Here is a 25,272-nt window from a genome sequence, read left to right as displayed (position 1 = left end):
GTTTACTACTATCCTATTTAGTGTACCATGTTACTCGAATTTGTTCACTAATGTACCTATTCCTTCAATCGAGATTTTGACTATATCTCCTGATTTTAGGTAGCGTGGTGGATTAAATCCTTTACCTACACCTGCAGGGGTTCCTGTTAATATTACATCGCCTGGTTCAAGGCTAACCGATTTTGAAATTTCAGCAATAATTTTTTCAACTGAAAACACCATATCTGAGGTTTTCCCATTTTGACGAATTTCATCATTCACCTTCGTCACGACAGCTAGTTCCTGTGGATTTGGCAACTCATCTTTAGTCACTAAGAATGGCCCCATCGGACAAGATCCATCTAGACTCTTCCCTAAGAAATATTGCTGATGCTTTGTTTGTAAATCACGTGCAGTTAAATCATTAGCAATTGTGTATCCAAAAATATAATCATACGCCAATTTTTCCGGAATATTTTTTCCTTGTTTTCCAATAACGATTGCAAGCTCGCCTTCGTAATCGTAGGAGTTTGTTATATCTGCATGTAGTGAAAGAGTTTGTTCATCTGCTGCAATGGAAGTTGGAGACTTCGTAAATACAACAAAATCACTTGCTAAGCCACCCATTTCTTTCGCATGGTCAGCATAGTTTTTACCGACTGCCATAATATTTTTTGGGGTACGCGGAATTGGTGACAGCCACTCGATTTCTGTAAAAGAACGTTTATAACTATTTGGATTTTCAGCCGCTAACGCAGCTTCTACTAATTTACGGATTTGTTCGACAAAATCCATTCCTAAACGCACACCTTCTACAATCGTAGTTGGAAATTCGGATAATACTTGGAGCGTCTCCTGAATGTGAAAAACATCCCATACTGCCTCTTCTTTTTTGACTTTTGGTCCGAAGTAAATTTTGTCGTTTAAACGGTAGGATAATAGTTTCATCTAATGGACACTCCCTTAATAGTTTTGAATCTATCTATAAGTCTATTACAAATTAACTTTCTTTTCATCTATTTTCGCTAAACTATTCGAATAAGTCAGTTTTCTCCATAATAACTCAACAGGGCCTTGCTTAAACTTCATAAACCAAATCTCTGCAAAAACTATTTGTAGCACGTAAATACCGACAGCCATCCATGTCCCAGTGCTTATATCAATCTTACCGTATAAGCCGAATCCGTAGGCATAAAAAATAGTAGTTGCAATAATCGATTGCATTAAATATATTGTCATGGACATTCTACCAAGCTTCCCAATTGGCGAAAGTATCTTAGCACCAATTGGAATGGAGCAAAGCATGGCGATGACTCCTGCATAAGCAATTGCTTGTAGTGGTCCTCCAAAAACATCTTGGATATACATCGTTAATGCATTTGCTTCCTTTATATAAGGAATCCATTTAATGGATGTACCTAAAGCTAATGCAACTATTGTTGTAACAATCCAAAAAACTTTTAACTCTTTCGCTCTTTCGATAAGCTTCCATTTGGCTGCAGCTGCACCTAATAGTAGGAATGGAACAATAGTAATGAACATTAATAGGAGTGCAGCACTTACTTCATTCATATTAAGCCAATCATTTAATCGTTGCCAAAATATATCCGTCCATGATCCTTGACCGTATGCAAGTACAGATGCTTCGATATCCTGTATTCCAGCATAAATAATCACGCTATCCGGTTTTACTAAGGACCCCAAGTACATTAAGCCACTAAGTAAACCATTTGGTACTAAAAATAAGATTAGACTTATAAGAAGTAACCAAATTGGCTTCAATCTAATCATAAGTATTAAAACAAATCCTGCTAAAGCATACGTTATCAAGATGTCTCCTGCCCATATAAGAAAAGCATGAACACATCCGATTAATAACAAAACGGTTAATCTACGAACAGCAAATTTTGCAAAAGGACTATCATTTGCTTCAGACTTCATAAATTGCATAGCCAACCCGTATCCAAATAACATGGAGAATAACGGATACACACTTCCTTGTACAAAAATGTCAATCATTTTAAACATTTCATAATCACTTGGATTTTGATACCAAGTATATGGGTTAATATAAATGTATGGAGTATGGAAAAACAACATATTCACGACGAATATACCTAGTAAGGCGAACCCTCTCATAACATCTATTGAGATGATGCGTTCATTTACTCCAGTTGGTTTGATGAGCAAGCTTTCTCCCCCTATAATGACACTGTTCTATTTACATCAAATAAGTATAGTACTCTTTCTTTTATCTGTACTTTTAAAATCGCCTCGATTGCCTGTGTATATAGAGACAATTGAATTTGATAGCGTTTTTGCATTTCTTGCTGTAGTAACGATTCATCCTTAACTAGATGTTTTACTTTATCCGTTTTATAGTCCAATAAAACCCAACGTCCATCATCCTCTAAAAATAGACAATCTACGACACCTTGAATAATTTGTTTGTCGCCATCATCATCCTCAAGTGCATACGTAAAAGGAAATTCTCTCATAACTTCTTTCGCATTTCGCAATCGCATAGCTATATCTGAACGGAAGAAACGAACCATTTTACTTGGATCTATAGCAGCCTGTTCAGCTTTCGTTAAAATTTCACGTTCTACAAGTCTTTCTGCAAAAAGGAGAACCTGCTCCTCATTTTTTTCCTCGTGAAGATCAACGTTTTGCATAAAAGCATGGACTGCGGTACCTGCTTCTGCACCTGTCAATTTTGTTTCCTGCTGTAGGAAGAAAGGACGCTTCGCAATCTTCTTCAGACTAGTAGGACCAGACATTTGAAAATAGTCATCGTCTGAGCGTTCCATCAGCTGCTGAATTTTCTTCATCTCACTTACTGATTGCTTGGAACGTTTATGTGTAGTGATTTCATGGGTATATTTTGTGTCGAAACGGTCCTGAATTTCCTTTAAATAAAGACTTTTTGCAGGGTCTATCAGTTGTTCCAATACAATAGCTTCTTTTTCTTCCTCTTGTACCACATGTTTTAAGTCATCTACACATATAGCGACAATCTTCCATTTGGATTCACTATCCACGATATTTGCTTCATTTACATCCGATAGCTGGCTGAAATTTGTATGTCTCGCTAAAGCTGGCCCAATCCAGTCTAAATAGCCTTTTGCTTTCGCACGCATATAGCCTGGCAGCATTTCATCACTCAAAACGTTTTGGGCATCCTCCCATTTTTCCAACGTTTTTGCTAAATCTTTTATAGATCCAATGAGGAATAAATGCTCTTTGGCACGTGTCATCGCCACATATAAAACACGCATTTCCTCCGCCTTCAACTCCATTTGTTTTTTCTCTTTCATAGACAAAAATGGCAAAGAAGTATAAGAAATTCGCTTGTCAGGATCAATTGCTTTTACCGCGAGCCCAAACGATTGGTCAAATAAATAAGACTCATTAAAATCCATTTGGTTAAAAGGTCTACCCATTCCAGCTAAGAACACAACCGGAAATTCCAACCCTTTGGAAGAATGAATCGTCATTAAACGGACGACATTTTCCTTTTCCCCAATAGCGCGTGCCGCCCCTAAATCATCCCCTCGTTGACGCATACGATCGATAAAACGTAAAAAGCGGAACAGTCCTCGGAAGGAAGTTTTCTCATAATCGATTGCACGGTCGTGAAGGATACGAAGGTTCGCTTGTCTTTGCTTGCCATTTGGCATCGCACCTACTATTTCGTAGTAATGCGTATCCAAGTATATTTGCCATATTAAATCTGCGAGTGAGCCTCTTCTACTTAAATCGCGCCAATCTTCATATTGAAGCAAGAATCTTTGTAGTTTCTCAGCTGTATCTGACGATAGCCCAGCTCCCCCACTCGACACAAATGTTTTCATTGCATCGTAGAATGGTTCCTTTGGAGCAGATAAACGAATAAGTGCTAATTCTGACTCTGTTAGCCCAACAAATGGCGACCTTAGAACAGATGCAAGGGATATATCCTGATACGGATTATCTATTGTACGAAGCGTATGAAGCATAATTAGCACTTCAATTGCTTCAAAATATCCCTTCGAAAGCTCTGCGTACAAAGGAATTCCAGCTTCTTTAAATTGCTCGGTAACCTCTCCAGACCATGTCATCGAGCGCATTAATATAACCATGTCACTAAATTGAACTGGTCGATGAACTTTTTTCCACGGATCATAAACAGTTGCTTCAGACTGAATCATTTCATTTATTTTCGAAATAATATATCGTGCTTCGGCTTGCGATTTTTTTAATTCCTCTTCGGCCATTACTTCAATCGTTTCTTCTTCCTCACTCGGCTCCGCACTGCCATCTTCTACTTCATATAGGAGAGCAAGCTCGACAGGTGTTTCGGTTTCTTCATAAGGTGCTCCAGGTTTTAACGAAGCAGCTTCATCGTATTCGATTTCCCCTACTTGTTCCCCCATAATTTGACTGAAAATATAATTCGTTGCATGCAGCACTTCTTTTCTACTGCGGAAGTTGGCATTTAAATCTATTTTAATACCAGAATCGACTGGAAGATCATGGAATGCAAGGTATTTCCCTAAAAATAGCATTGGTTCTGCTAAACGGAATCGATAGATGGATTGCTTGACATCTCCTACCATGAACATATTCCCGGTGTTTTCATCGCCACTTTTCACAAACTGTAAAATGGTCTCTTGTAGTAAATTTGTATCCTGATATTCATCTACTAACACTTCTTTAAAACGAGACTTATATTCCTTTGCTATATCGGAAGGAATAAGTTCACCATTTTCATCCTTCTCAGATAAAATATCTAAAGCGTAATGCTCCAAATCTGAAAAGTCTACAAGACCTTTTTCATTTTTAGCTGCGGTATACCTTTCCCCGTAAGCTATAGTAAGTTCCACAAGTTTTTGCAGCTGTGGTGCCATTAATCGCATTTCCTCTAGCAGTCTTTCTGGTGTTCGAGTGAAGTAATTATCCTTTAGGTCATTGACTATTTTCTTCACTTTAGTGCGTTTATTAGTCGCTTGATTTTTCAATCCTTCATCACAGGAATCTTTTTTTATCGCTGCTGCTCTTCCCCATTTAATACCTTGGAAGTAATGAAAAACGCTTTGCCACGAGCTATTCTTCATCAAATCTACTGCCTCTTGAATCATTTGCTGATCAATTATTGCAGTTTCTGCAAGAGGTGCTGGCCCATTTGGTTCATTTGCAAGTCTACGAATCTCTTCGGTTACGGCAATTGCCTCTTCTAAATGATGAATGATTGCAAGCTTCAATGGGCCAATAAATGATAGCTCATCTATCGTCATATCTTCCAGTAGATTATATGCCTCTGGAATTGCCTCCAACCACTTCCTAGGCTCTGGGTGTACGCGCGAATAGGAATAGAGTTTTTCAATCATTACTTCTATCGATTGATCGTCACGATCGGAGGTGAAACTGTCCGACAATCGGTACATTGCTTCTGGATTGTCGACATGGTAAGCCTCTTCAAGCACTTCTGCTAACATATCGTCTCTCATTATCGCTGCTTCAGTTTCATTTGCAATGCGGAAACCTGGATCTATCGTTAACATATACGCATACTGTCGTACAATATTTAAACAAAACGAATGTAGTGTAGAAATTTGCGCTTTATTTAACAAACTGAGTTGTTTTCGTAAATGATTGGATGTTGGGTCGTTCGCAATTGCCTTCTCTAGTGCCTCTCCCATACGGTGGCGCATTTCTGCAGCTGAAGCATTAGTAAAGGTAACGACTAATAGCTCATCGACATTGATCGGCTGTTCTTTGGCAATCACTTTTTGAATGAGTCGGTCGATGAGGACAGCCGTTTTCCCAGAACCTGCAGCAGCGGAAACGAGCACATCTGAACCCGTTGCCCAGATTGCCTTCCATTGTGCAGGTGTCCATGTTAGCTCTGCTGGCATATTAGGAATCTTCATTTGGACTCATCTCCTGTCGAATTTTTTCTGCTACTATTTCTGGCTGCTCCACTTTTAATACTCGTACTTGTTGCGCCGGATCCCCGGGATCGAATTGGCAAACACTTCGATACGAGCAATAATTACATGGCATTTTATCTTTTATTCGATATGGTAGAACACGAGTATCCCCAGCATTCATCCCGTTTCCTGCTTGTTCATGCTTTTTACGAACAAAGGATTGCAGCAATCTCATTTGCTCCGGTTCTACAACTTTGGACGATGATTTCGACAGATTTCCGTCTTTATTCATCCGTACGGGAATAACTTTTGAAAATCCTGAAATCTGATCGTCCATCTCCATAATAACTTCTGGATCATCGAGCAGTAGACCATTCATCTTATATGATTTATAGATAGCATCCTCAAGTTCCGCATCTTCCATTTCTTTTTGCGATTGAATAAAAGGGTTATGCATATGCACATATAAAACTCCGGCAGGATCTGCACTCTCATGCAGCCAAATATCTGCATTTTCTACAGCAACGTCTAAATAAGTCAACATTTGAAGAGAAATACCATGGTAAACCTCGTTCAGGTCAATCCCTTTTTTAGATGATTTATAATCGACAATCCGGACAAACATATTGCCGTTAATATTGGCTGCATCCACTCTATCGATTCTGCCTCGTAATTGCATTTTCCGATTACGCTTGAGTGGAATTTCGAGTGCTGGCAATGCCTCACCAGGACCGAATCCAGCTTCAATTGCAATTGGAACAAAGCCAGATCCTTTAGAATGATTACTTAAAGCGATTAATGTATTGGCAACGATTTGCTCCAATTTACGTTGGATATATCTATAGCGATTTGTGCTTAATAATAATTGGTGAACAAACACAGGCACGATATAATCGACGGCTTGTTTTGCAAGCTGGTAGCATTGCTGACGAGTTAACTGCGACCAAAGTAAATCTAAACGCTGCGTCTCATCAGCAATCCATTTTAAAGCTGCATGGAATAAGTCTCCCATTTGAGGTGCTTCTAGTTTATACTCTTCACGTTCCTCTAGCTTTAAGCCGTAAGATGCGTAATGTGCAAATGGGCAGCTATAATATTTTTCTACACGAGACACACTGGATAGCATCGTTTCCCCGTAAAGTGCAGCAGTCATTTCTTCATTTAATCTTTCGGTTTTATTGCCATGAGTTAGGGGCTTGGTAATTCTCTTCATTAACTTTGTCCAATATGGATCCTCTAAATAATATTGGTATACAGACTGCCAAACTGGCGATAACTCCCCAATTTCTAGTGCTTCTCTAAGCTGCATGACAACATAAGGCAATGTAGGGCGTGGGTGACTAATGGAAGTCAAATCTAATTCATCTGATAGCATATCACTCGGATCCACGACAGCAACTTCAACAGGTAAATCACTTACCATTTGATGTAGTTTTTTAATATACATGGAAGGCAACAGTGCTTTTCCTTCGTTATCTGCCATCGGATACGATACGTATAAAAAATGGGATGCTGTTACGAATGCTTTATATATTAAATAATTTTCGTCCATCAAACGCATTTTCGACGTTGGTGCAAGTTCAAATCCTATTTGCGTGAACCATTCCCGCTCTGTATCTGTTAACAATCCTTCATGATCCATCCGTTTTGGATAAGCTCCATCATTTACGCCAACCACAAGAGCAGCTTTTATATTTGTTAAACGAATAATATCAACATTTCCAACAATCACTTGGTCAATCGTAGGTGGAATGCTTGAAAAAGCTAGCTGGTCGTAACCCTCGTCTAAAATTTTTGTTACTTCCTCTAAGGACATTTCTTTTTCGCCAAACATCAATACAAACTGGTCGATTACATTTACCCACTCGTTCCAAACTTGCTCATGCTCGGAAGCTAGAAGTAATTGGCCGTTTTCCTCTTCTGCTAGCTTCAGGCTTTGCAGTTTTTCATAGACATTTAGTGATTCTATAAAGGAATAGATAGCTATTGCATAATCCTTTCCTGTTTTGCTTTGTTTCAACTGATCGGAAAGGACTTTAATGGGTTCGACGATCAAGTCTCTCATTGTATGAATATCTGCTTGAATACTAATTTCTTCATCTGTTTGCACTTTGGAGTAAAACTCTAAGCCACGATATTTTTTATACACCCAGCGTCTTTCATCCAGCCATCTATCTCCGTATATTCCAAATGCTAGCACAAAATTCTCTAAACGATCTGCACGCTCTCTCCATGTTTTTTTAGGAGCATCTAATGGAAAAAATAAATCAGTCTTCACTGCACGAAAAACTGGTTCGTATTTCCAGTCCGTTCGAATTATCTCTAAAATTGTCCGACTAAGTTCAATGAGCGGATGATGTAACATCGGTTTCTTTTTACTAATGAAAGCAGGAATATCATACTGTGGAAAAATTGTCTCAATTAATCCTTCATATGTATCTGCATCTCTATGTAAAATAGCCATTTCGCTATAACGAATATTTCTCTGTTGCATCAATTCCCGTATTTGTCTTGCTACTGCATGCATTTCTGCACGACGATTGGCAGCTTCCGTTATTCGAATATTACCCTCTGACTTTATTTGCAGGGGTGGAAGCTGATCTAGATTAGCCTCAATATGTGCAATTTCCTGTGATATAAAACGTTTCTGTTCATGTTGATATACCGTTTCTTCTATTTCAATTTTTTCGGTTTGCGCTATTTCTAATAATATTGCACATGTATTTGCTGGTTGATAGAAGAGTGATTGGTCATCTAGTGCATCCTGCAAGGTTTCCATAGGAAGGGCAATTGTAATGCGCTTCACTTGTTTCATTAATTCCTCGATAATCTCTAATTCTCTCGGTGTAAATGAAGTGAATCCATCGATGTATAGATCTGTTTTTGCAAGTAATGTTGAGTCTTTTATTTTAGTGGCTAATAAAGTTAAGTACCCTTCCCCATCAATATAACTGACACCTAGTTTTTGCTCTACCTTTTCAAGCATCAGCATTATATCGGAGGATTTATCTATAAGTGTTTTAGGTGCATTCACATTTTCTAAATTACTTAGGGCATTTGCCATTGTAGAATAATCCATACAGTATCTACTAAACTCTTTTAGCAATACTTCAATTTGATCGGTGAATCCTCTTTTAGTTGCTGCCCGTTTAAACAGCGTAAATTCGTCTTTGTGGTTTTCAAGTAGGCTACGTATGAGCATGCGGTAACCGAAACCACTTATTTCTTCTTTGGAAATGCCACCAGTTTCTTGGAGGACACGCCATGCTAATCGTTTAAATGTCGTTACCTGTGCTCGAATTAGTCCAGGAAGTCCTGATTCTGCTGCAAGGTCATATTCACTGGAAAATGACATTTGGTCAGGTACTATGTAGAATATTGGGTCTCCTATAGAAGCTTTTTGTAGTTCTGTAATCATTTCTTGATGGATAAAGGTTGTTTTTCCGGAGCCTGATCGGCCACTAACTATTCGTAACGACACTGGCTTCAATCTCCTTTCAGATGAAGTTATTGTTTTAAAAGGTTATTTAAATTAAGTAATACTGTGATTTCCGTTTCAGATGGACGCTTTCAAGGAACAAAGGCTAAGTACGCCATCTCGTGTGGCCACGCCTTCGTGACCAACATCCTGTTGGCCACCGCTGGAGTCGCCACCATTCACTTCAATAAATTGAGTGAGTAGATAGCAAATTTAAAATTGAACAGATTTATTATTATAAAAACGTTGATTGAAAAAGGTTAAATTAAGAAAGAAACAACAAAACCTTGAGACAGCAGTAAATGGCAGTTTAGAAAGTTCCTCAATGGAGAAATCTCTACCTTTTCACTGGTAACTTGCGCTTCCACTTCGACTTACTTGCTCTCGATGCTGATTTAATTGCGAAACGGAAGATTTATCCAATATTTAGTGCAGTATTAAAAAAACCGAATAATTTCCTATCTCTATTGTACAAAACATACTACGAAAGAGGGAAATTATTCGGAATAGAATTGAGTTGTTGCCTGCGAGATGGGCCAGTAGCGCATCTTTACCTCACCAACAATTTCTTTTTTATCTACAAAGTGAAAATATCGGCTATCCAAACTGGAAATCCGATTATCCCCTAAAACAAACAACTTATCTGGTGGAACCCGTTTACTTCCGGTGAGTTCTTCCAATTCAAAATCTCCAGTGAAGTTATCATTTGGATTTTCATATGCACTATAAGATTGTAGAAAAGGCTCTTCTACCTTTTTATTGTTAATAAATAACTCATCGTTCTCATAGCTAATCTTATCACCTGGTAGACCAATTACACGCTTCACATAATCTTCACGCTGATCCCCATGGAAAATCACAATATCCATCCGATCAATTTTAGAAAGTTTACTAACAATCACCTTATCTTTGTTATGCAATGTTGGCATCATGGACCGTCCCACTACTTCATAATTTGTCACAAGGAACATTCTGACGAACATTACGATTAAAATACCAATAACTAGTGCAGTCAACCATTCCAACATTTCTTTTTTTACATTATTCAAGACTTTCTCCTCTTTTGTTTTTTCTTTCACTGCTGATTAATCTAAAATCCGCCTCTACTTTTTTATTGATCCTTTTTTCGATTGCTTTCCCAACAAACCATAGAATAGCAATTAGCAAAATAACAATAGCGGTTCTAATTGGTTGAGTGATCAATGCCTTAATGTCAGATCCAATAAAACTAACAACGAAAATCATTATGAGCTTACCTAATGCTAGCGTCCAGAAATAAGTATTTTTCTTTATATTTGAAAGACCTGCAACAATATTAACTAATGCAGAAGGTGTAAATGGGAAACAAACGAGTAAAAAAAGAGGTCCAAATCCATTTCTTTCTACCCATTTTATAAGTTTTTGAATTTTCACATGCCTCGTAATAAATCCTAATGCACGTGCTCGTCCATATTTTCTAATCACTAAAAATACCGCATAGGAACCGGCAACCGACCCTATCCAGGATATAAGAAAACCAATCAGTAAGCCATATGCATTGACGTTAGCTACGATAAAAACGACTAGCGGCAAAAATGGGAGAAATGCCTCCAAAAAGGGCAATAGGATTCCAATTAGTGGTCCAAGTGCTCGATAATCATGTGTTAAATTTGTTAATGTTTCTATTGAAAACCATTCCGGCATTTGGCTCTCCTCCAAATATGTATATTTATACTATTCCCAATATTACTGTACATAAAACGTTCTTCTTATAGTATAATTTGTTGATTATGTATTTAGGTGGTGAACGTTTTGTGAAAAATAATTCATTTTTTTCAGGATTGAAAGCGGGGATCAGTATTGCTATCGGTTATTTTCCAGTTGCCCTGACATTTGGCCTGCTAGCTAAAACGACTGGCCTTTCCATTTTGGAAGCTACAGCCATGAGTATTTTCGTTTATGCAGGAGCAGCACAATATATGTCCCTCACGCTTATTTCAAAAGGTGTTGATCCTATTTTAATCGTTTTAAATACGTTTGTCGTTAATATTCGTCACTTCCTAATGACGGCCGCACTGAATGAAAAGATGCAAAGTGAAAAAAGATGGATTAAAGGAATTTATGCTTTTGGGATCACAGATGAGAGTTTTTCGGTATTAGCTACCCAAAAAGGCAAGAAAATAGCTACACCTTTTGCTTTTGGCGTAGCTTTAATAGCGTATAGCAGCTGGGTTGTTTTTACTGCAGTTGGTCATGTCATTGGTGCAAATCTCCCGGCATTTTTACAAGCAGCAATGTCCATTGCTTTGTATGCGATGTTTGTTGGACTGCTAGTTCCCTCTATGCGTGGAAGCAGAAAAGTAGTAATGCTCGCACTAGTTGCAGCTATGATTAATGGGTTCTTTTATTGGACTCAGCTATTGTCGACGGGCTGGTCCATTTTAGTCGCTACATTAGCAGCTTCTATTTTTATCGAAATAATTTACACAAAACGCGGCAAAAGTTTACCGAAAGGGGCATAACTTAATGGGTATGTGGTATTGGTGGACAATACTTGGAATGGCACTGGTTACGTATATTCCAAGGGCATTTCCTCTCACCTTTTTAGAGGGAAAAGAACTGCCTCCAGTCGTATCAGGTGTATTACGCAATATTCCTTATGCAGTTTTAGGCGCTTTAATCTTCCCTGCAATTTTATATGTGCAGCAGGATAATCTTCTATTTGGTTTAATAGGAACGGTCGTTGCTTTTAGCTTAGCTTTTCTATTTTCAAATGTGATGGTTGTTGTACTTGGTACCATTGGAGTTTTAGCGATATATAGTCTGATATTTTGATAGTTTATTTGTACATAATTAAGAAAACCAGGCAAAGACACTCGGGCCTTTAAGGGCAAAACCTGTTTTTATCGTTTTCGAAGGGCTTTTGGCAGCTGTTTTGCTATATGATTACCGAGTATTTTTTTAAGAGGCTAGTTGTGACTTTCGTCACAACCAGCCTCTCCTTTTTCGGTAATTTTATGGCATTTGTCTGACGGTCGACCTCCTACAACGCTTAGTAACAGGTTACTAAGCGTTTTGGATAACTAGAGATAAGATACTTTCCTAATGATAGAGGAAGCTCACGAAGATGCAATTTCGTTCGCTATTTCGCTTCTTTATTTAGTAACTACTTAATATTTCTCTTTATTTCCACCAGATAAAAGAAAGTCTAGTTGCTTCATTCTTCGTTACAGAATAGTATCCCCAATTCAATAGACGTTTTTATCCCTATATTAGCTTTGACTAATCTTATCATCTAAGCGATACGCTATATTATATCTTCTTGTGCAGTGCCACACGTTTTATTGATTGTAGTGAAATGTGGCGACTCCAGCGGGATAAGCGAGAAAGTCGAGACCCCGCAGGGAGCGTAGCGAACGAGGAGGCTCGGCCTCGCCCGCGGGAAGCGACCACATGTAACGGAAATCAGTAGTATTACTCATTCATTTAAACCCCATGAATTCAGTGTTCATATACAAAAAATCCGCTCTCTTTGGTTAAAGAGGCGGATTTTTTTTATTTTTACTAGTTTTCATATGCGTACTATACCAGAAGCCGAATGTGAGTGAAGCGGCGTCGATCATATAAATCCACCATCTGTGTGTGTAGCCTGCGTAGACCGATGCGGCAAATAATGCGACAGTCAATATTAGCGCAACATAATGATTGAATGTGATACGTGTAAATAGTACGACGAGTAATGCAGGAGCAAAAATAGCCAATATTAGTTGAGTTGTGAGTGATAGTGATTCCATTGCTTCTCCTATCTAACTAAGATTAGACCTAGTCGATAATGATCATGTCTAAATAATATATGCTGACGAAGACGTAACTCTCCATTTGAATCCAGTACTTCTAACCGACAATGGGCGGCATTTATTTGAACCGCTTCATATAATTCCTGTTCGTTTTCAACTTTTTGTCCGTTCACTTTGACAATACGTTCTCCTATTAATAGACCCATTTTTTCAGCTGGAGAACCGGACAGAACTCCCGCAATCATAACACCATTCGTTTGTGGTGAGACAGCATAATTTCCTGTCTTTTCTTGTTGGTATTTTATGATCGTAATAAGCAATCTTGCTATTAAACCAATTAGTAGGGCAATTGCACTAACTAGTGGCACAAAGTAACCGATAGCCGCAATTAGCGTAATAATAATCCCTAGTTGCCAAACAATTTTTCCGTATTCTACGAAAAAATGAATAGGTAGGGAATGTTGAGATTTTTGTTGAAAGCCAATTACAAATGGAAATAAAATCAAAGAAAAGGTAGTTTCTCCAAGTGAAAACTGTGGCCAATACGGTATATACGAAGGAATAACATCTCCAGGAATTATAAGTAATATAGGCAATAACCATAGTTTTTTAACATGATAGACGATCGCTTCCATACCTCTAGCAGTTGTCACTAGTTTTGGAGAGGCTTGCGTAGCACCATGTTTTTGAATAAGAACACCTTCTACAATAAGCAACAGTCCGGCCATTATAGCTATTGGCACTATTCCATCCTGTAAAATATCTAGTCCAGACACAGTCCATGAAAATACGTCAAATGACCAGCTAAATGTATACATAGCATAGACTGTTGCCGCACCTAATGCAATAGTATAAACCGTAGAACCTAACTGGTACGTAAATAAAAGTATAAATAATATCATCCACACGCTATATATCCAAAGCCAAGAATTAGGAATAACTAATCCGATAGCTACACTGATAACAGATAAAATGAGGGCCCAAACTATACCATCTAGCAAGAAATGCTTGGTTTCGGTCCATCCCCATAATAATCTTGTACGAAATTGCCTTCTTTCTCTTTTCACTCGAACATATCCGATCAATATCGAGAAGAGAAGCGTAATATATACTGCTGGATGAAGGAAAAAACGTCCAATTCCTTTAGCCAATTCGATTAATACTTCTTGCACCATACGCATCCCCCTCACTTGCAACTATACAACTATTATTGTAACAAACGGAGAGGGCTTTGCGTATAGGTTTTTCGTCTTTAATTTGTTATTTCATATCATGAAGTAAATAACTAATTCCCATTTGGAACTGTTTATCATTTTCTCTACTAGTTTTATAATCGAGAATAGTTTTTGTTAATGATTGGAAGAGAGCATCATCGATCTCGTTAAATTCATCTAAGCTTCTCTCTTGTCGATATTTTTCAATAGCATCTTCCGTATCTTCATCAAAGTATCCATCTTGACGACTTATATTATAACCAAGTGCTCCTAATACTTGTTGAACATACTTTACCTCTTCCCCAAAGTCGCCTACACGAAAATTACCTTGATAATATTTGATGTCCATCGTATATAATTCATCCGGTTCAACCTGTAAATCCGCTTGGATTCCTTTATGATGGATCCACTCTTGTTTTGGAGTAAGCCATTTATGAGTAGAGATTTTAAGCTTTCCTCCATTTTGTAGTGGATGTGTTTCCTGAACAGTCCCCTTACCAAAACTAGTTTCTCCGACAATCATCGCACGTTTATTATCTTTTAGTGCTCCAGACAATACTTCACTTGCAGAAGCACTACCACCATTTTGTAACAGTACAACAGGAAGTTTGTTTAAATACTGATTGTCTTTTGTTTCGGTATTGAGCATTTCCAGCACACCTTTTGCATCTTGCATATAAGCGAAAGTGGAGCCATTCGGCAATAAAGTACCAATAATAGTAGATACACTATATAAATAGCCGCCTGGATTTCCTCTTACATCAATTAGAAGCCCATCTATCCCTCGTTCCACCAGGGCTTTCGTTTGTTTCTCCCACTCTTCCCCAGTCTTCTCACCAAATAACGTGATATTCACAATACCAATTGAATAGTCATCTACTTCATAAATATCACTAGAAACCGTATGCATCGCAATCGTGTCACGTTTCATATGTAATTCGACATGGCGATTATCACTAGCTCGATACACAGTCATTTTTAAACTAGTTCCTTTTTTACCACTTAACAGCTGTATTAGCTCCGTCATTGACTTTCCTTCAACTCTTTCTTCATTCACTCGAACAATTTCATCCTGAGACTTTAAGCCAGCTTTAAAGGCAGGGGAATCCTTTAAAGGTGCCACCACGACAAACTTCCCTGCAGAAAGCATTATCTCTGCCCCAATTCCAACCCTTTCTTCCGCAAGTGATGCTTCTTGGTTCGCAGCCTCTTCCTTGGTTAAATACGTACTATGTGGATCCTCTAATGCTTCTGCCATCCCACGAATTGCACCTTCAACGAGCACTTTTTCATTTTTAGAGAACACTGCCTCTTTTTTGATCAATTGAAACGCTTCATCAATTACTTGACTATCACTTACATTTTTTTGTTCCGTGGCTGAAGGCTTCATCAACCATAGATACCCGATGCCTAATATTATAACGACGAACAATCCATAAAGAAAAAACCGACTTTTGCGCAAGTTCAACCTCCTACTTTTCCACTAATATATGTGTGGTAAGAGGAGTTTAATACTTGCCCAAAAATCGATTCTTATTTTAAATTACTTATATAATCTGTTAGCATTTGCTCATCCATTGGTCCAACAATCTTATTTTGAATGGTTCCTGTCGTATCTATCATATAAGTTGTAGGTATCGTAATTGCTTGATAGGTATCCCCAACAACACCATCTTCATCTAATGGAATCGGAAAACTAAGTCCATAATCTTCTTGAAACGCCTTCACTTTGTCCAACCCAACATCAGAACTAGTTAAATTGACAGCTAAAATTTCTACATTTTCTTTTTCTGCCATATCTTCGTAATAATTTTGTAAATGTGGCATCTCTGCTTTACATGGACCACACCAGGTTGCCCATAAATTTAACACTACTTTCTTTCCTTTATAATCTGCGAGTGTAACTTCCTCGCCTTCTAATGTAGTTAGTGTAAAGTTAGGTGCGGTATTCCCTTGACCTAACCCTTCATTCGCAGGATTTTTGGCAAGATCTGTACCCAATTGCTCGCCTGCAAATGCTTCTTGTTCATCAATATTATCTCTTACAAAGGATATTGTTGCGATTGCTACTAATGCAGCTATAACTAACAGCCCAATAATTTTTTTCTTCATATTATACCTCCTACTGGCACGATAATATTTCACTGCCCTTATTATATGTCATCTACCGCATTAAATACGAATTAAATGAGCTAAATCTGTGACTATGTAGTGAATTGAAAAATGTATTTATATATGGAGAAACTTTCTTAACGGATGTGCGCTTGCCGCACATCCTATTTACCACCGATGCTACTGAATGGAAATTCTAAAAGTTAATAATTATTTTTTCTTTCATTAACCTAGTCGAATCATCGTTTTTATAATACTAAGTCGCTTCAATTATAAAGTTAATATCTACTCACTTATTGATTGAAGTGCAGTGCGGCGACTCCAGCGGAAACAGCGTGTCCAGGTGAGACTCCGCAGGAGGCTCACGGACCGCCCGCGGAAAGCGTCCGCATGAAACGGAAATCATAGTATTACCTTTTTACTATTATCTAGCACTTAATTATTGAAGAAATACATAAAGATTTTTATGAAATTGTTACTAACAAAAAAACAACGCTTCTCCATGAATGGAAAAGCGTTGTTTAAAATTTATAAAGAAATATATCTCAATGGGTTTACAGAGTTTGTAGCCATACCTTCCCAGTTTCCAACATGTATCTCAAAATGTAAATGAGGCCCAGTCGAATTACCAGTAGTACCTATCGCTCCTATAATCTGCCCTTTCGATACTACTTGTCCAACACTTACTTTAATACTGCTTAAATGCGCATATAAAGAAGTGAAGATTTTACCATCAATAGAATGTGTCACCATAATAACATTTCCATATGTGCTAAGCGGAGCAGCATAAGAAACAACTCCATCGGCAGCAGTTAGTACTGGTGTACCAGTACTGTTCGCAATATCTATACCATAATGGGTTTTAACTACCCCATGAATCGGGTGAGTTCTACTACCATATCCAGAAGTGAATCGTCCAGATGCAGGCTTTGTCCAAGATCCAGCAGAGACATTTGGAATAGCTGTTGAAGAACCACCACTTGCTGCTTGCTGACGTTTTCTTTCTGCTTCTTCTTTACGTTTCTTTTCTTCTGTTGCTTTTCTTGCTACTTCTGCTAATCTTTTTTGTTCAGCAACAATTTTATTTTGCGTTTCTTGACTTAAGTTTAGGATTTCATCATATTCCGTTTCTAATACTTCTTTTTGATTGATCAATTTTGCTTGCTCTACTTCTAACTGATCCACTAAATTACCTTTAGAAGCTTTTTGACTATCTAGAGAACCTTTTAAACTGACAAGCTCATTTTTACTATCTTCCTGCTGTTGTAGTTTTTTCTCTAAACTCGCTTGCTGCTCTTCTAATTGCGCTTTATCATCTGCTTGTTCTTTTAAGATGGTACGATCTGCCTCCATCAACGTATTAACTGCAGAAAAGCGGTCGATGAAATCGATAAAACTATTTGCCCCAAGTAATACATCTAGATAACTAACAGAACCTCCACTTACTTGAACCGCACGGATACGTTCTTTTAATAGTTCATCACGTTCTTCAATTTTTCTTTCAAGCTCTTTAATAGAAGCACGTAATTTTTCAATTTCAGTTGTTGTCAATTTTATTTGATTTAACACTTCAGAAATCTGTGCTTCGGTATTAATAATTTTAGTATCTAACTCTTTTATTTGTGCCATAATTTGATCAATTTTTGAAACGTTTTGATCTATCTTGCCTTCTGTATCTTTAATGCCTGAGTCAATTGTATTTTTCTTTTGCTCTAATTGTTTTTGTTCGTTTTTTAAATCATCTAATGTATTTGCAAACGCACTCGGAGTCGTTATTAAAAGTGCTCCTGTAGTAGCTATTGCCATAATTCGTAGCATCCATTTAGACTGTTTTCTCAAAATTTCTTGCTCCCTTCAATTTTCCAACTACACACGTAGAAATTTGCGAACTGACATGAAACTTCCCCAAACGCCTATTAGTACCCCCATTAATAAAATCAAAGCGTTCACTTGATATATAAATGGTGAGAACTCAAGTAGCTCAAATAATTTTCCTTGTTCTAACTTCGGAGCTAGCAAACTATAGATATTATAGTAGAGTACTGTTACTAACGTTATAGGAACGATGGCGCCTAAAATTCCAAGCCACATACCTTCTAAGATGAATGGAATACGAATAAACCAATTCGTTGCTCCTACTAACTTCATAATTTCAATATCTCTTCTTCTTGCAACAATTGTAATACGAATCGTGTTAGAGATAAGGAACATTGCTGTAAATAACAACGCCAAAATCAATACTAGTCCAACGTTTCTACCGGTATTTAAAAACGAGAATAGCTTTTCTATTTTACCTTCTCCATACTTTACTTCAAACGTATTATCGAGACGATCTAATTTCTCAGCCACTGCTTCAGTTTCTTGAGGATTGGTAGCTTTAGCATAAAATACATTATGTAATGGATTTTGTTGTTCAAATAATCGTAAATCCTCTCCAAAATCAACTACTAATTTATTTAACTCGTCTCCTTTTGGAGAATATTTGACCTCTGCTACCCCTTTTGTCTCTTTAATCTCTTGTTCTAGTTTTGCTATAGAAGCTTCATCTGATGTTAATTCGACATAGACTTTAATCTCTACGTCTTTTTCCAAGTCATCTGCTACCTTGTTTAAGTTCATCATAATCATAACGAACACTCCGACAAGTAACAATGTAACTGTTACTGCACTTACCGAAGCAAATGTCATCCACCCATTTCGACTGATGCTCTTAATACTTTCTCTGAAGTGTCTTCCTAATGTTCTACCCTTCATAACCGTATTCTCCTCCGTATTCGTCTCGAGTGATTAATCCACCCTCAACTGCTATAACACGGTGTCTAATAGTGTTAACAATTTCTCTATTATGAGTTGCCATGATAATCGTTGTTCCTCGAGCATTAATTTCTTCGAATATATTCATAATTTCCCATGAGGTTTCTGGATCCAAGTTTCCCGTAGGTTCATCCGCTATAACAAGCTTTGGTGTATTCACGATAGACCTAGCAATAGACACACGTTGCTGTTCTCCCCCGGAAAGCTCTGTTGGGAACATTCTTGCTTTGTGTTTCAGTCCAACTAGCTCTAATACATCCATAACTTTTTTGCGTATTACTTTAGGTGTTTCTTCTATAACTTCTAATGCAAATGCCACATTTTCATATACATTCAAGCGTGGTAATAATTTAAAGTCTTGGAATACTACACCGATTTGGCGTCTTAAATATGGTACTTTATTGTTTTTGAGAGTTGCTAAATTGACACCATTGATCAAAATATCTCCAGTGGTTGGACGTTCTTCTCGATACATCATTTTGATGAATGTTGATTTACCTGCTCCACTTGGTCCTACTACGTAGACAAAATCGCCTTGTTCAATCTTTACATCAATACCGTTTGCGGCAACAATACCGTTTGGATACTTTTTGTAGACATTTATCATTTCTATCATTAATAAACCACCTAATTAGATTCGTCATAAAATGCAACACGCCTATTATAACATTAGAAGCGCTTTTGTTTGTTACAATTAGATTTCAATTTATAGGTAAATAAGGGTAGATTTTTTAAAAACAAATCTATGTTTTATACTAACTAGTTAAATACACTTAACTACCTTGTACCTACTTACTAAAGTTCTACATTATTCGAGGTGATTCCTGCTTTTGTTTCAATAAGAAAAACCGGGCAAAAAAAACGCCCGGTCCTTTAAGTTCAAAACCTGTTTCTAGCGCTTTCGAAGGGCTTTGTACAGACCTTTTGTTATAGGATTAACGATTGAATTTTTAGGGATGCTGGTTGGTTGTGACGGACGTCACAACCAACCAGCATCCCTTTTTTTCGTTAATTTTATGACTTGTATCTGTCCTTCACCCTTCTACAACTTTTAGAAACAGGTTAGTGCTTTTTTGGATAACTATAGAAAAGATTACTATCCTATACAATGAGCAAGCTCTCGAAGATACAATTTCGTTCGCTATTTCGCTTCTTTATTTGGTAAACACTTACTATTTCTCTATACTTCCACTAGTATAAAAGGTAATCTGCTTCCTTCCACTATTATTGGATAATAGCAGCATATCTCATTCAAAATCGATTACCAATAATTTGATCACTCTTTAAAATTTGACCAATCTTATCATCTAAACGAAAAGCAGGCTAAATCTTCTTGTGGAGTACTACACATTAATTGATTGTAGTGGAAGGTGGCGTTCTTAGCCATCGTTCCTTTGTCTCCGCCTGAAACGGAAATCATAGTATTAATCATTTTTAAAGTACCCCAAACCTAGTTTTCACAGGACATTTCTATATGCTTTCTCTAAAAAAACCGAGCAAAAAATGCCCAGTCCTTTAAGTTAAAAACCTGTTTTTATGGTTTTCGAAGAGCTTTGGACAGATTTACCGCTATATTATTACCGATTATTTTAGAGAGATGTTGGTAATTTCATGTTATTTGTCTCTGTCGCGCTTCAACAACTGGGTACATTTTATAAACTTCAAAAAAATCAGCTACTCAAAAAGAGTAGCTGATCTCATATGAAGGCTTTGATTTTCTAAAATTATTTCTTAGCTGCTAACCACTTAGCTACTGCTTTAGCGTCGTCACCAGAAATAATTCCTGGTGGCATTGCCCCTCTACCGTTTTCAATAACATTTAATATTTCATCTTCTGATAAGCGCGAGCCTACATCTTTTAGAGCTGGGAAGTTACCTGACCCTTCTAAATTTTGACCATGACAGCTAATACATTTTGCACTAACGATCTTTTCTGCATCCACTGAAGCTGTTTCAGTGGTAGTACCAGAGCCAGTTGATGTATCTGTACCTTTATCGGCATTATCATTACCGCCACCACATGCAGCTAGAACTAACCCTGCTCCAAATATTAAAGCTAATAGTTTTTTGTTCATGTTTCTTCCTCCCTAAAATAGAATTAAGTCTGCATAATTAGTATACCTAACTTATGATCTTTTGAAACCTTCTCCCAGAACCTCATAGGCATCCGAAACTATGACAAAAGCAGCAGGGTCAATAGTTTTAATGATATGTTTCAACTTTGTGAATTCTGTCTGATATGCCACAACCATCAAAATTGGCCGTTCCACATTCGTATACCCACCATAAGCTGGAAGTTTTGTTACACCGCGATCTATCTCGGTATATATAGCATCTCTAATTTCATCTTGTTTATTCGTAATAATATAAATCATTTTCGATTGACTAAATCCTAGTTGAACAAGATCAATCGTTTTTGTCGTAACAAATAAAGCAATTAGCGCATATAAAGCTTTCTCTATGTCGAAAACGAATGCAGCGCTAAGTACTATCAATCCATCCAATAAAAGTACACTTGTCCCAAGAGAAAATCCTGTATACTTCGTAATAATTTGTGCTGCTAAATCAGTTCCACCTGTGGAAGCACCACCTCTAAAAACGATTCCTAAGCCCAAACCTACAGTAATTCCGCCAAATAAAGCTCCAAGCAATGGATTCATCGTCCATGGTTCCCAACTCGAAGTCACTAGCACTACCGCCGGCAACACTAGTGTACCAACGAAGGATTTAATACCAAACTTTGCACCCAAAAAGATAAGTCCTGCTATAAATAATGGAATATTGAAAGCATATTGGACAAGTCCTGGCTCCCAACCAAAGACTCCTTTTAAAATTGTACTAATTCCACTAACTCCACCAGAAGCTACTTGGTTTGGTAATAAAAAGACGTTAAATGCAACTGCAATGATGGCTGCACCAATAATTACATATACATAATCCTTCGAATTTTTGATAATAGGATGTGGTTCTTTATATAGTCTACGATTGTTATTAGTTTCCATTTCATATCCTCTTTCATTCAAATACTTGTGTTTGCCTGCACTAGTATAACAAGTGGCAAGTAATTTGTGAACTTCAGCAAGATAGCGTGTTGACGAGGTGAAGTGAATGAAATTAGAGGGTTGTGTATATGTTATCTCTCAACATAGGAAAGTTATACATAAAAACGAAAGAAAAAAACAAATAGGATTAAGACCAAAACCAGTTTCTTTAGTTTCCGAGATACTTTGGAGATTCTGGAAACCTTAGTTCAAAGCTGCACAAAATTTTCTTTCTATTAAAAAAGAGCATGTCTCAAAGACACGCTTTTAAAGTAATAATTATTTTTTATTAATACTTTGTGCTTCCTTATATGTTTCATCTATATATTTGGCAGTTGCCTGTTGATCTTCGGTTATTTGTACAAGTGTTGCGTTGAATTCTTCTACGGTTGCTGTGCTTTCTTCAATAATCGCAGCAAATTCATTGGCACTAATATTAATGGATTCTGTATTATTTGAAATGACATCCACATCACGTAGGAATTTAGCTAACTCATTTTGCAAATTCCTCATTGTTTCATGAAGTTTATTAAATGATTTATTCGATTTATCGGCAGTTGCTACTTGAGTGTAAATTTGGTTTACACCGTTTTCTAGCTTGTTTAGGGCTGCTTGATTGAACTTATTTAATTGGTTTAGATTATCATCTATTTTTTCCAGTGATTGATCCGTTACTCCTGCAAGTTTTCGGATTTCTTCTGCCACAACAGCAAATCCTTTTCCTAGTTCACCGGCTCTTGCGGCTTCTATGGAGGCGTTTAAAGCTAGAAGATTAGTTTGTGCTGTAATTTGGCGAATATCACTAGCAAAATTATTTGTTTCATTAATTTTTTCGGAAAGTCCATTGAACGTTTTATTGAGTTCTACAAAAAAGACTGTAAATGCATCAATTTCATTTTTCATTTTTTCCATTACCATAGAACCATCCGAAGCATTCTGTTCCGCTAACTCTGCTTGTTTAACAATCTCATGCAAATGTCCGGCCATTTCTTTCACTGAGTCAGAAGTTGCCTCTGTATTTTTTACAATATCAATTACGTGGTCTGCTTGTTTTTGAGAACCAATACTAACTTCACCTACAGCAACAAGCATTTCTTGCTGCGCATTGTTGGTATTAAATGTATTAGTGCGAATTTGCTCCAAATTAGTCGTAATGACAGATACAGCAGTTTCTAATTTTTGATGTAGAAACGTATCTTCATCTGATTTAGCTTTAGCATCTTCTATAAGTTTCTCAACATTGGAGAATAACTTCTTACTTTGTCTCACCTGTAAGAAAATTCCGAGGGCCATGATGAATTGGATAAAGAAAATATTCACAGTTCGTCCTTCAAATATACCTGAGTTATCCAACATCACATTTACAATCATCGCGCCTACGCACAGAATGTAACCGAATATAAAAATACTCTGTTTAGAATGTAAGCTACTCAAAATTAGGATGAATAGAGCCAATACGATTGTGGCAATACTTACTTCATTAAAATAACTCATACTGACAGCTGTTATCGCTCCTGCGACTATAACAAAATAAGGAAGAACAGATGCGACACGTATTGATTTTCTAGCTGCTAAATACATAATAATTACTACAACAAAAGGTATTCCAATAGAAATAATAACAACTGCTGCCTGTTGAATAATAATTTGAACTAGTAATCCAAGACCTGCTGCTAATCCATAAGCTAAAAATAAAATGAAGTTTTTTCTCTTTAAATCTTCGTTTTTCAACTCATTAATATTCATTGCTCTTTCCCCTATCCCTTGTATTCTGAAAAATAAAAAAACCGATGTTATATAATTATAACATCGGTGTGTAAAACGTCTATTAATTTATTTTTGAACGTAGATAAGCATGAATAAACGGATCGATTTCCCCATCTACAACTGCATGGACATTACCGCTTTCTTCATTTGTACGATGATCTTTTACCATGGAATATGGATGGAATACGTACGAACGTATTTGACTTCCCCATCCGATTTCTTTTTGCTCTCCACGGATTTCCAATAATTGTGCTTCTTGTTCTTCAATTTTCAGCTGATACAGTTTTGATTTTAATAATTTCATCGCATGTTCTCGGTTTTTAATCTGTGAACGCTCTGATTGACAAGTAACAACTGTATTTGTAGGTAAATGTGTAATACGAACTGCTGAGTCAGTCGTATTAATATGCTGCCCACCAGCACCAGTTGCACGATACGTGTCAATTTTCAAATCTTCTGTGCGAATATCTATTTCTATTTCATCATTAAACTCAGGCATTACTTCACAGGAAACAAATGAAGTATGACGGCGGCCAGATGAGTCAAAAGGCGAAATACGAACAAGACGATGCACGCCTTTTTCCGCTTTCAGATAGCCATATGCATTATGTCCTTTTATCAGTAACGTTACCGATTTGATACCAGCTTCATCCCCAGGTAAATAATCAATCGTTTCTACTTTAAAGCCACGTTTATCTGCCCATCGTTGGTACATACGTAACAAAATCGAACCCCAGTCTTGAGACTCTGTACCGCCAGCACCAGGGTGCAATTCTAAAATTGCATTATGCTTATCGTATTCCTCGCTAAGTAGCATTTGCAATTCAAAATCACTAAGCTTTTTGGTAAATTCTTTTAACTCGTTACCAAGGTCTTCCTGTAACTCTTCATCTGGCATTTCTTTGATCAATTCCAAAGTCATCTCTAGGTCTTCTTGTGTAGACTCAAGACTACGATACTCTTCTACTATTGCTTTTAATGCATTGGTTTCATTAATCACTTTTTGAGCTCCCTGTGCATCATCCCAAAAATCTGGAAATGTCATCAGCTCTTCTAATTCTTGAATACGAACCTCTTTGTTTTCTAAGTCAAAGAGACCCCCTAAAGTCTTTTAACTTTCCTGAAGTTCTATCTAATTCATTGCGTACTGTTGCTATTTCTATCATTTGTTTTCCTCCG

Annotated in this window: 20 protein-coding genes; 2 read left to right on the top strand and 18 right to left on the bottom strand. The window is 37.2% G+C overall.

All coding sequences use genetic code 11. From position 1 onward, the window contains the following. Positions 1-30: 30 nt before the first annotated feature. From ACN6MX_RS03955 to ACN6MX_RS03930, 6 genes are all read right to left on the bottom strand, one after another. Entirely contained in the window at positions 31-927 is an 897-nt protein-coding gene (locus tag ACN6MX_RS03955) for a fumarylacetoacetate hydrolase family protein (RefSeq protein WP_419961382.1), read from the bottom strand. Positions 928-972: 45 nt separating this feature from the next. Further along, positions 973-2,169, bottom strand: a complete 1,197-nt coding sequence (locus tag ACN6MX_RS03950; RefSeq protein ID WP_419961381.1) for a DUF418 domain-containing protein — start codon at positions 2,167-2,169, stop codon at positions 973-975. Between the two features lie 11 nt (positions 2,170-2,180). Further along, positions 2,181-5,891, bottom strand: coding sequence for a helicase-exonuclease AddAB subunit AddA (gene addA, locus ACN6MX_RS03945; protein ID WP_419961380.1), 3,711 nt, complete (start codon positions 5,889-5,891; stop codon positions 2,181-2,183). Next, a complete protein-coding gene (addB, locus tag ACN6MX_RS03940; RefSeq protein WP_419961379.1) occupies positions 5,878-9,372 on the bottom strand; it encodes a helicase-exonuclease AddAB subunit AddB in 3,495 nt (1,164 codons plus the stop codon). The genes addA and addB overlap by 14 nt, the downstream gene beginning before the upstream one ends. A 494-nt stretch (positions 9,373-9,866) precedes the next feature. Continuing rightward, positions 9,867-10,418 (bottom strand): signal peptidase I, encoded by a 552-nt coding sequence (gene lepB / locus ACN6MX_RS03935; RefSeq protein WP_419961378.1) that lies wholly within the window; start codon positions 10,416-10,418, stop codon positions 9,867-9,869. Further along, entirely contained in the window at positions 10,411-11,052 is a 642-nt protein-coding gene (locus ACN6MX_RS03930) for a TVP38/TMEM64 family protein (protein WP_419961377.1), read from the bottom strand. The genes lepB and ACN6MX_RS03930 overlap by 8 nt, the downstream gene beginning before the upstream one ends. 110 nt (positions 11,053-11,162) lie before the next feature. Here ACN6MX_RS03930 and ACN6MX_RS03925 point away from each other — a divergent pair, with 110 nt between their 5' ends. Then, complete coding sequence (locus ACN6MX_RS03925; RefSeq protein WP_419961376.1) at positions 11,163-11,870, top strand: AzlC family ABC transporter permease; 708 nt, start codon at positions 11,163-11,165, stop codon at positions 11,868-11,870. A 4-nt stretch (positions 11,871-11,874) separates the two neighbouring features. Next, entirely contained in the window at positions 11,875-12,183 is a 309-nt protein-coding gene (locus tag ACN6MX_RS03920) for an AzlD domain-containing protein (protein WP_419961375.1), read from the top strand. A gap of 701 nt (positions 12,184-12,884) precedes the next feature. Here the strand turns inward: ACN6MX_RS03920 and ACN6MX_RS03915 are convergent. The 12 genes from ACN6MX_RS03915 to prfB all read right to left on the bottom strand — a co-directional run bounded on the left by ACN6MX_RS03915 (position 12,885) and on the right by prfB (position 25,259). Beyond that, a complete protein-coding gene (locus ACN6MX_RS03915; protein WP_419961374.1) occupies positions 12,885-13,142 on the bottom strand; it encodes a CsbA family protein in 258 nt (85 codons plus the stop codon). Between the two features lie 8 nt (positions 13,143-13,150). Further along, a complete protein-coding gene (locus ACN6MX_RS03910) occupies positions 13,151-14,320 on the bottom strand; it encodes a PDZ domain-containing protein (RefSeq protein WP_419961373.1) in 1,170 nt (389 codons plus the stop codon). A gap of 85 nt (positions 14,321-14,405) precedes the next feature. Continuing rightward, positions 14,406-15,821, bottom strand: a complete 1,416-nt coding sequence (locus ACN6MX_RS03905; RefSeq protein WP_419961372.1) for a S41 family peptidase — start codon at positions 15,819-15,821, stop codon at positions 14,406-14,408. A 71-nt stretch (positions 15,822-15,892) separates the two neighbouring features. Then, entirely contained in the window at positions 15,893-16,471 is a 579-nt protein-coding gene (locus ACN6MX_RS03900) for a redoxin domain-containing protein (protein WP_419961371.1), read from the bottom strand. A 528-nt stretch (positions 16,472-16,999) separates the two neighbouring features. Then, positions 17,000-18,310 (bottom strand): murein hydrolase activator EnvC family protein, encoded by a 1,311-nt coding sequence (locus ACN6MX_RS03895; RefSeq protein ID WP_419961370.1) that lies wholly within the window; start codon positions 18,308-18,310, stop codon positions 17,000-17,002. A gap of 27 nt (positions 18,311-18,337) precedes the next feature. Then, positions 18,338-19,225: a permease-like cell division protein FtsX gene (ftsX, locus tag ACN6MX_RS03890; RefSeq protein WP_419961369.1), complete on the bottom strand. Its 888-nt coding sequence runs from the start codon at positions 19,223-19,225 to the stop codon at positions 18,338-18,340. Then, positions 19,215-19,901 carry a cell division ATP-binding protein FtsE gene (gene ftsE, locus ACN6MX_RS03885; RefSeq protein WP_211893370.1) on the bottom strand — a complete coding sequence of 229 codons (687 nt, stop codon included), beginning with the start codon at positions 19,899-19,901 and terminating at the stop codon, positions 19,215-19,217. The genes ftsX and ftsE overlap by 11 nt, the downstream gene beginning before the upstream one ends. A gap of 687 nt (positions 19,902-20,588) precedes the next feature. Continuing rightward, positions 20,589-20,717, bottom strand: a complete 129-nt coding sequence (locus tag ACN6MX_RS03880) for a hypothetical protein (protein ID WP_419961368.1) — start codon at positions 20,715-20,717, stop codon at positions 20,589-20,591. Between the two features lie 292 nt (positions 20,718-21,009). Further along, positions 21,010-21,360 carry a cytochrome c551 gene (cccB, locus tag ACN6MX_RS03875; protein ID WP_419961367.1) on the bottom strand — a complete coding sequence of 117 codons (351 nt, stop codon included), beginning with the start codon at positions 21,358-21,360 and terminating at the stop codon, positions 21,010-21,012. Between the two features lie 51 nt (positions 21,361-21,411). Continuing rightward, positions 21,412-22,287 carry a YitT family protein gene (locus ACN6MX_RS03870; protein WP_419961366.1) on the bottom strand — a complete coding sequence of 292 codons (876 nt, stop codon included), beginning with the start codon at positions 22,285-22,287 and terminating at the stop codon, positions 21,412-21,414. A gap of 318 nt (positions 22,288-22,605) precedes the next feature. Next, positions 22,606-24,072 carry a methyl-accepting chemotaxis protein gene (locus ACN6MX_RS03865; RefSeq protein ID WP_419961365.1) on the bottom strand — a complete coding sequence of 489 codons (1,467 nt, stop codon included), beginning with the start codon at positions 24,070-24,072 and terminating at the stop codon, positions 22,606-22,608. Between the two features lie 82 nt (positions 24,073-24,154). After that, a protein-coding gene (gene prfB, locus ACN6MX_RS03860; RefSeq protein WP_419961364.1) for a peptide chain release factor 2 occupies positions 24,155-25,259 on the bottom strand; the annotation gives its coding sequence in 2 pieces (ribosomal slippage) (positions 24,155-25,192 and positions 25,194-25,259; 1,104 coding nt in all). Positions 25,260-25,272 lie beyond the last annotated feature (13 nt).

The sequence above is a fragment of the Psychrobacillus sp. BM2 genome (assembly GCF_048572895.1).
Classification (GTDB): Bacteria; Bacillota; Bacilli; order Bacillales_A; family Planococcaceae; genus Psychrobacillus.
Note: the sequence above shows the minus strand (reverse complement) of the source record. Positions and strands in the feature narration are given on the sequence as shown.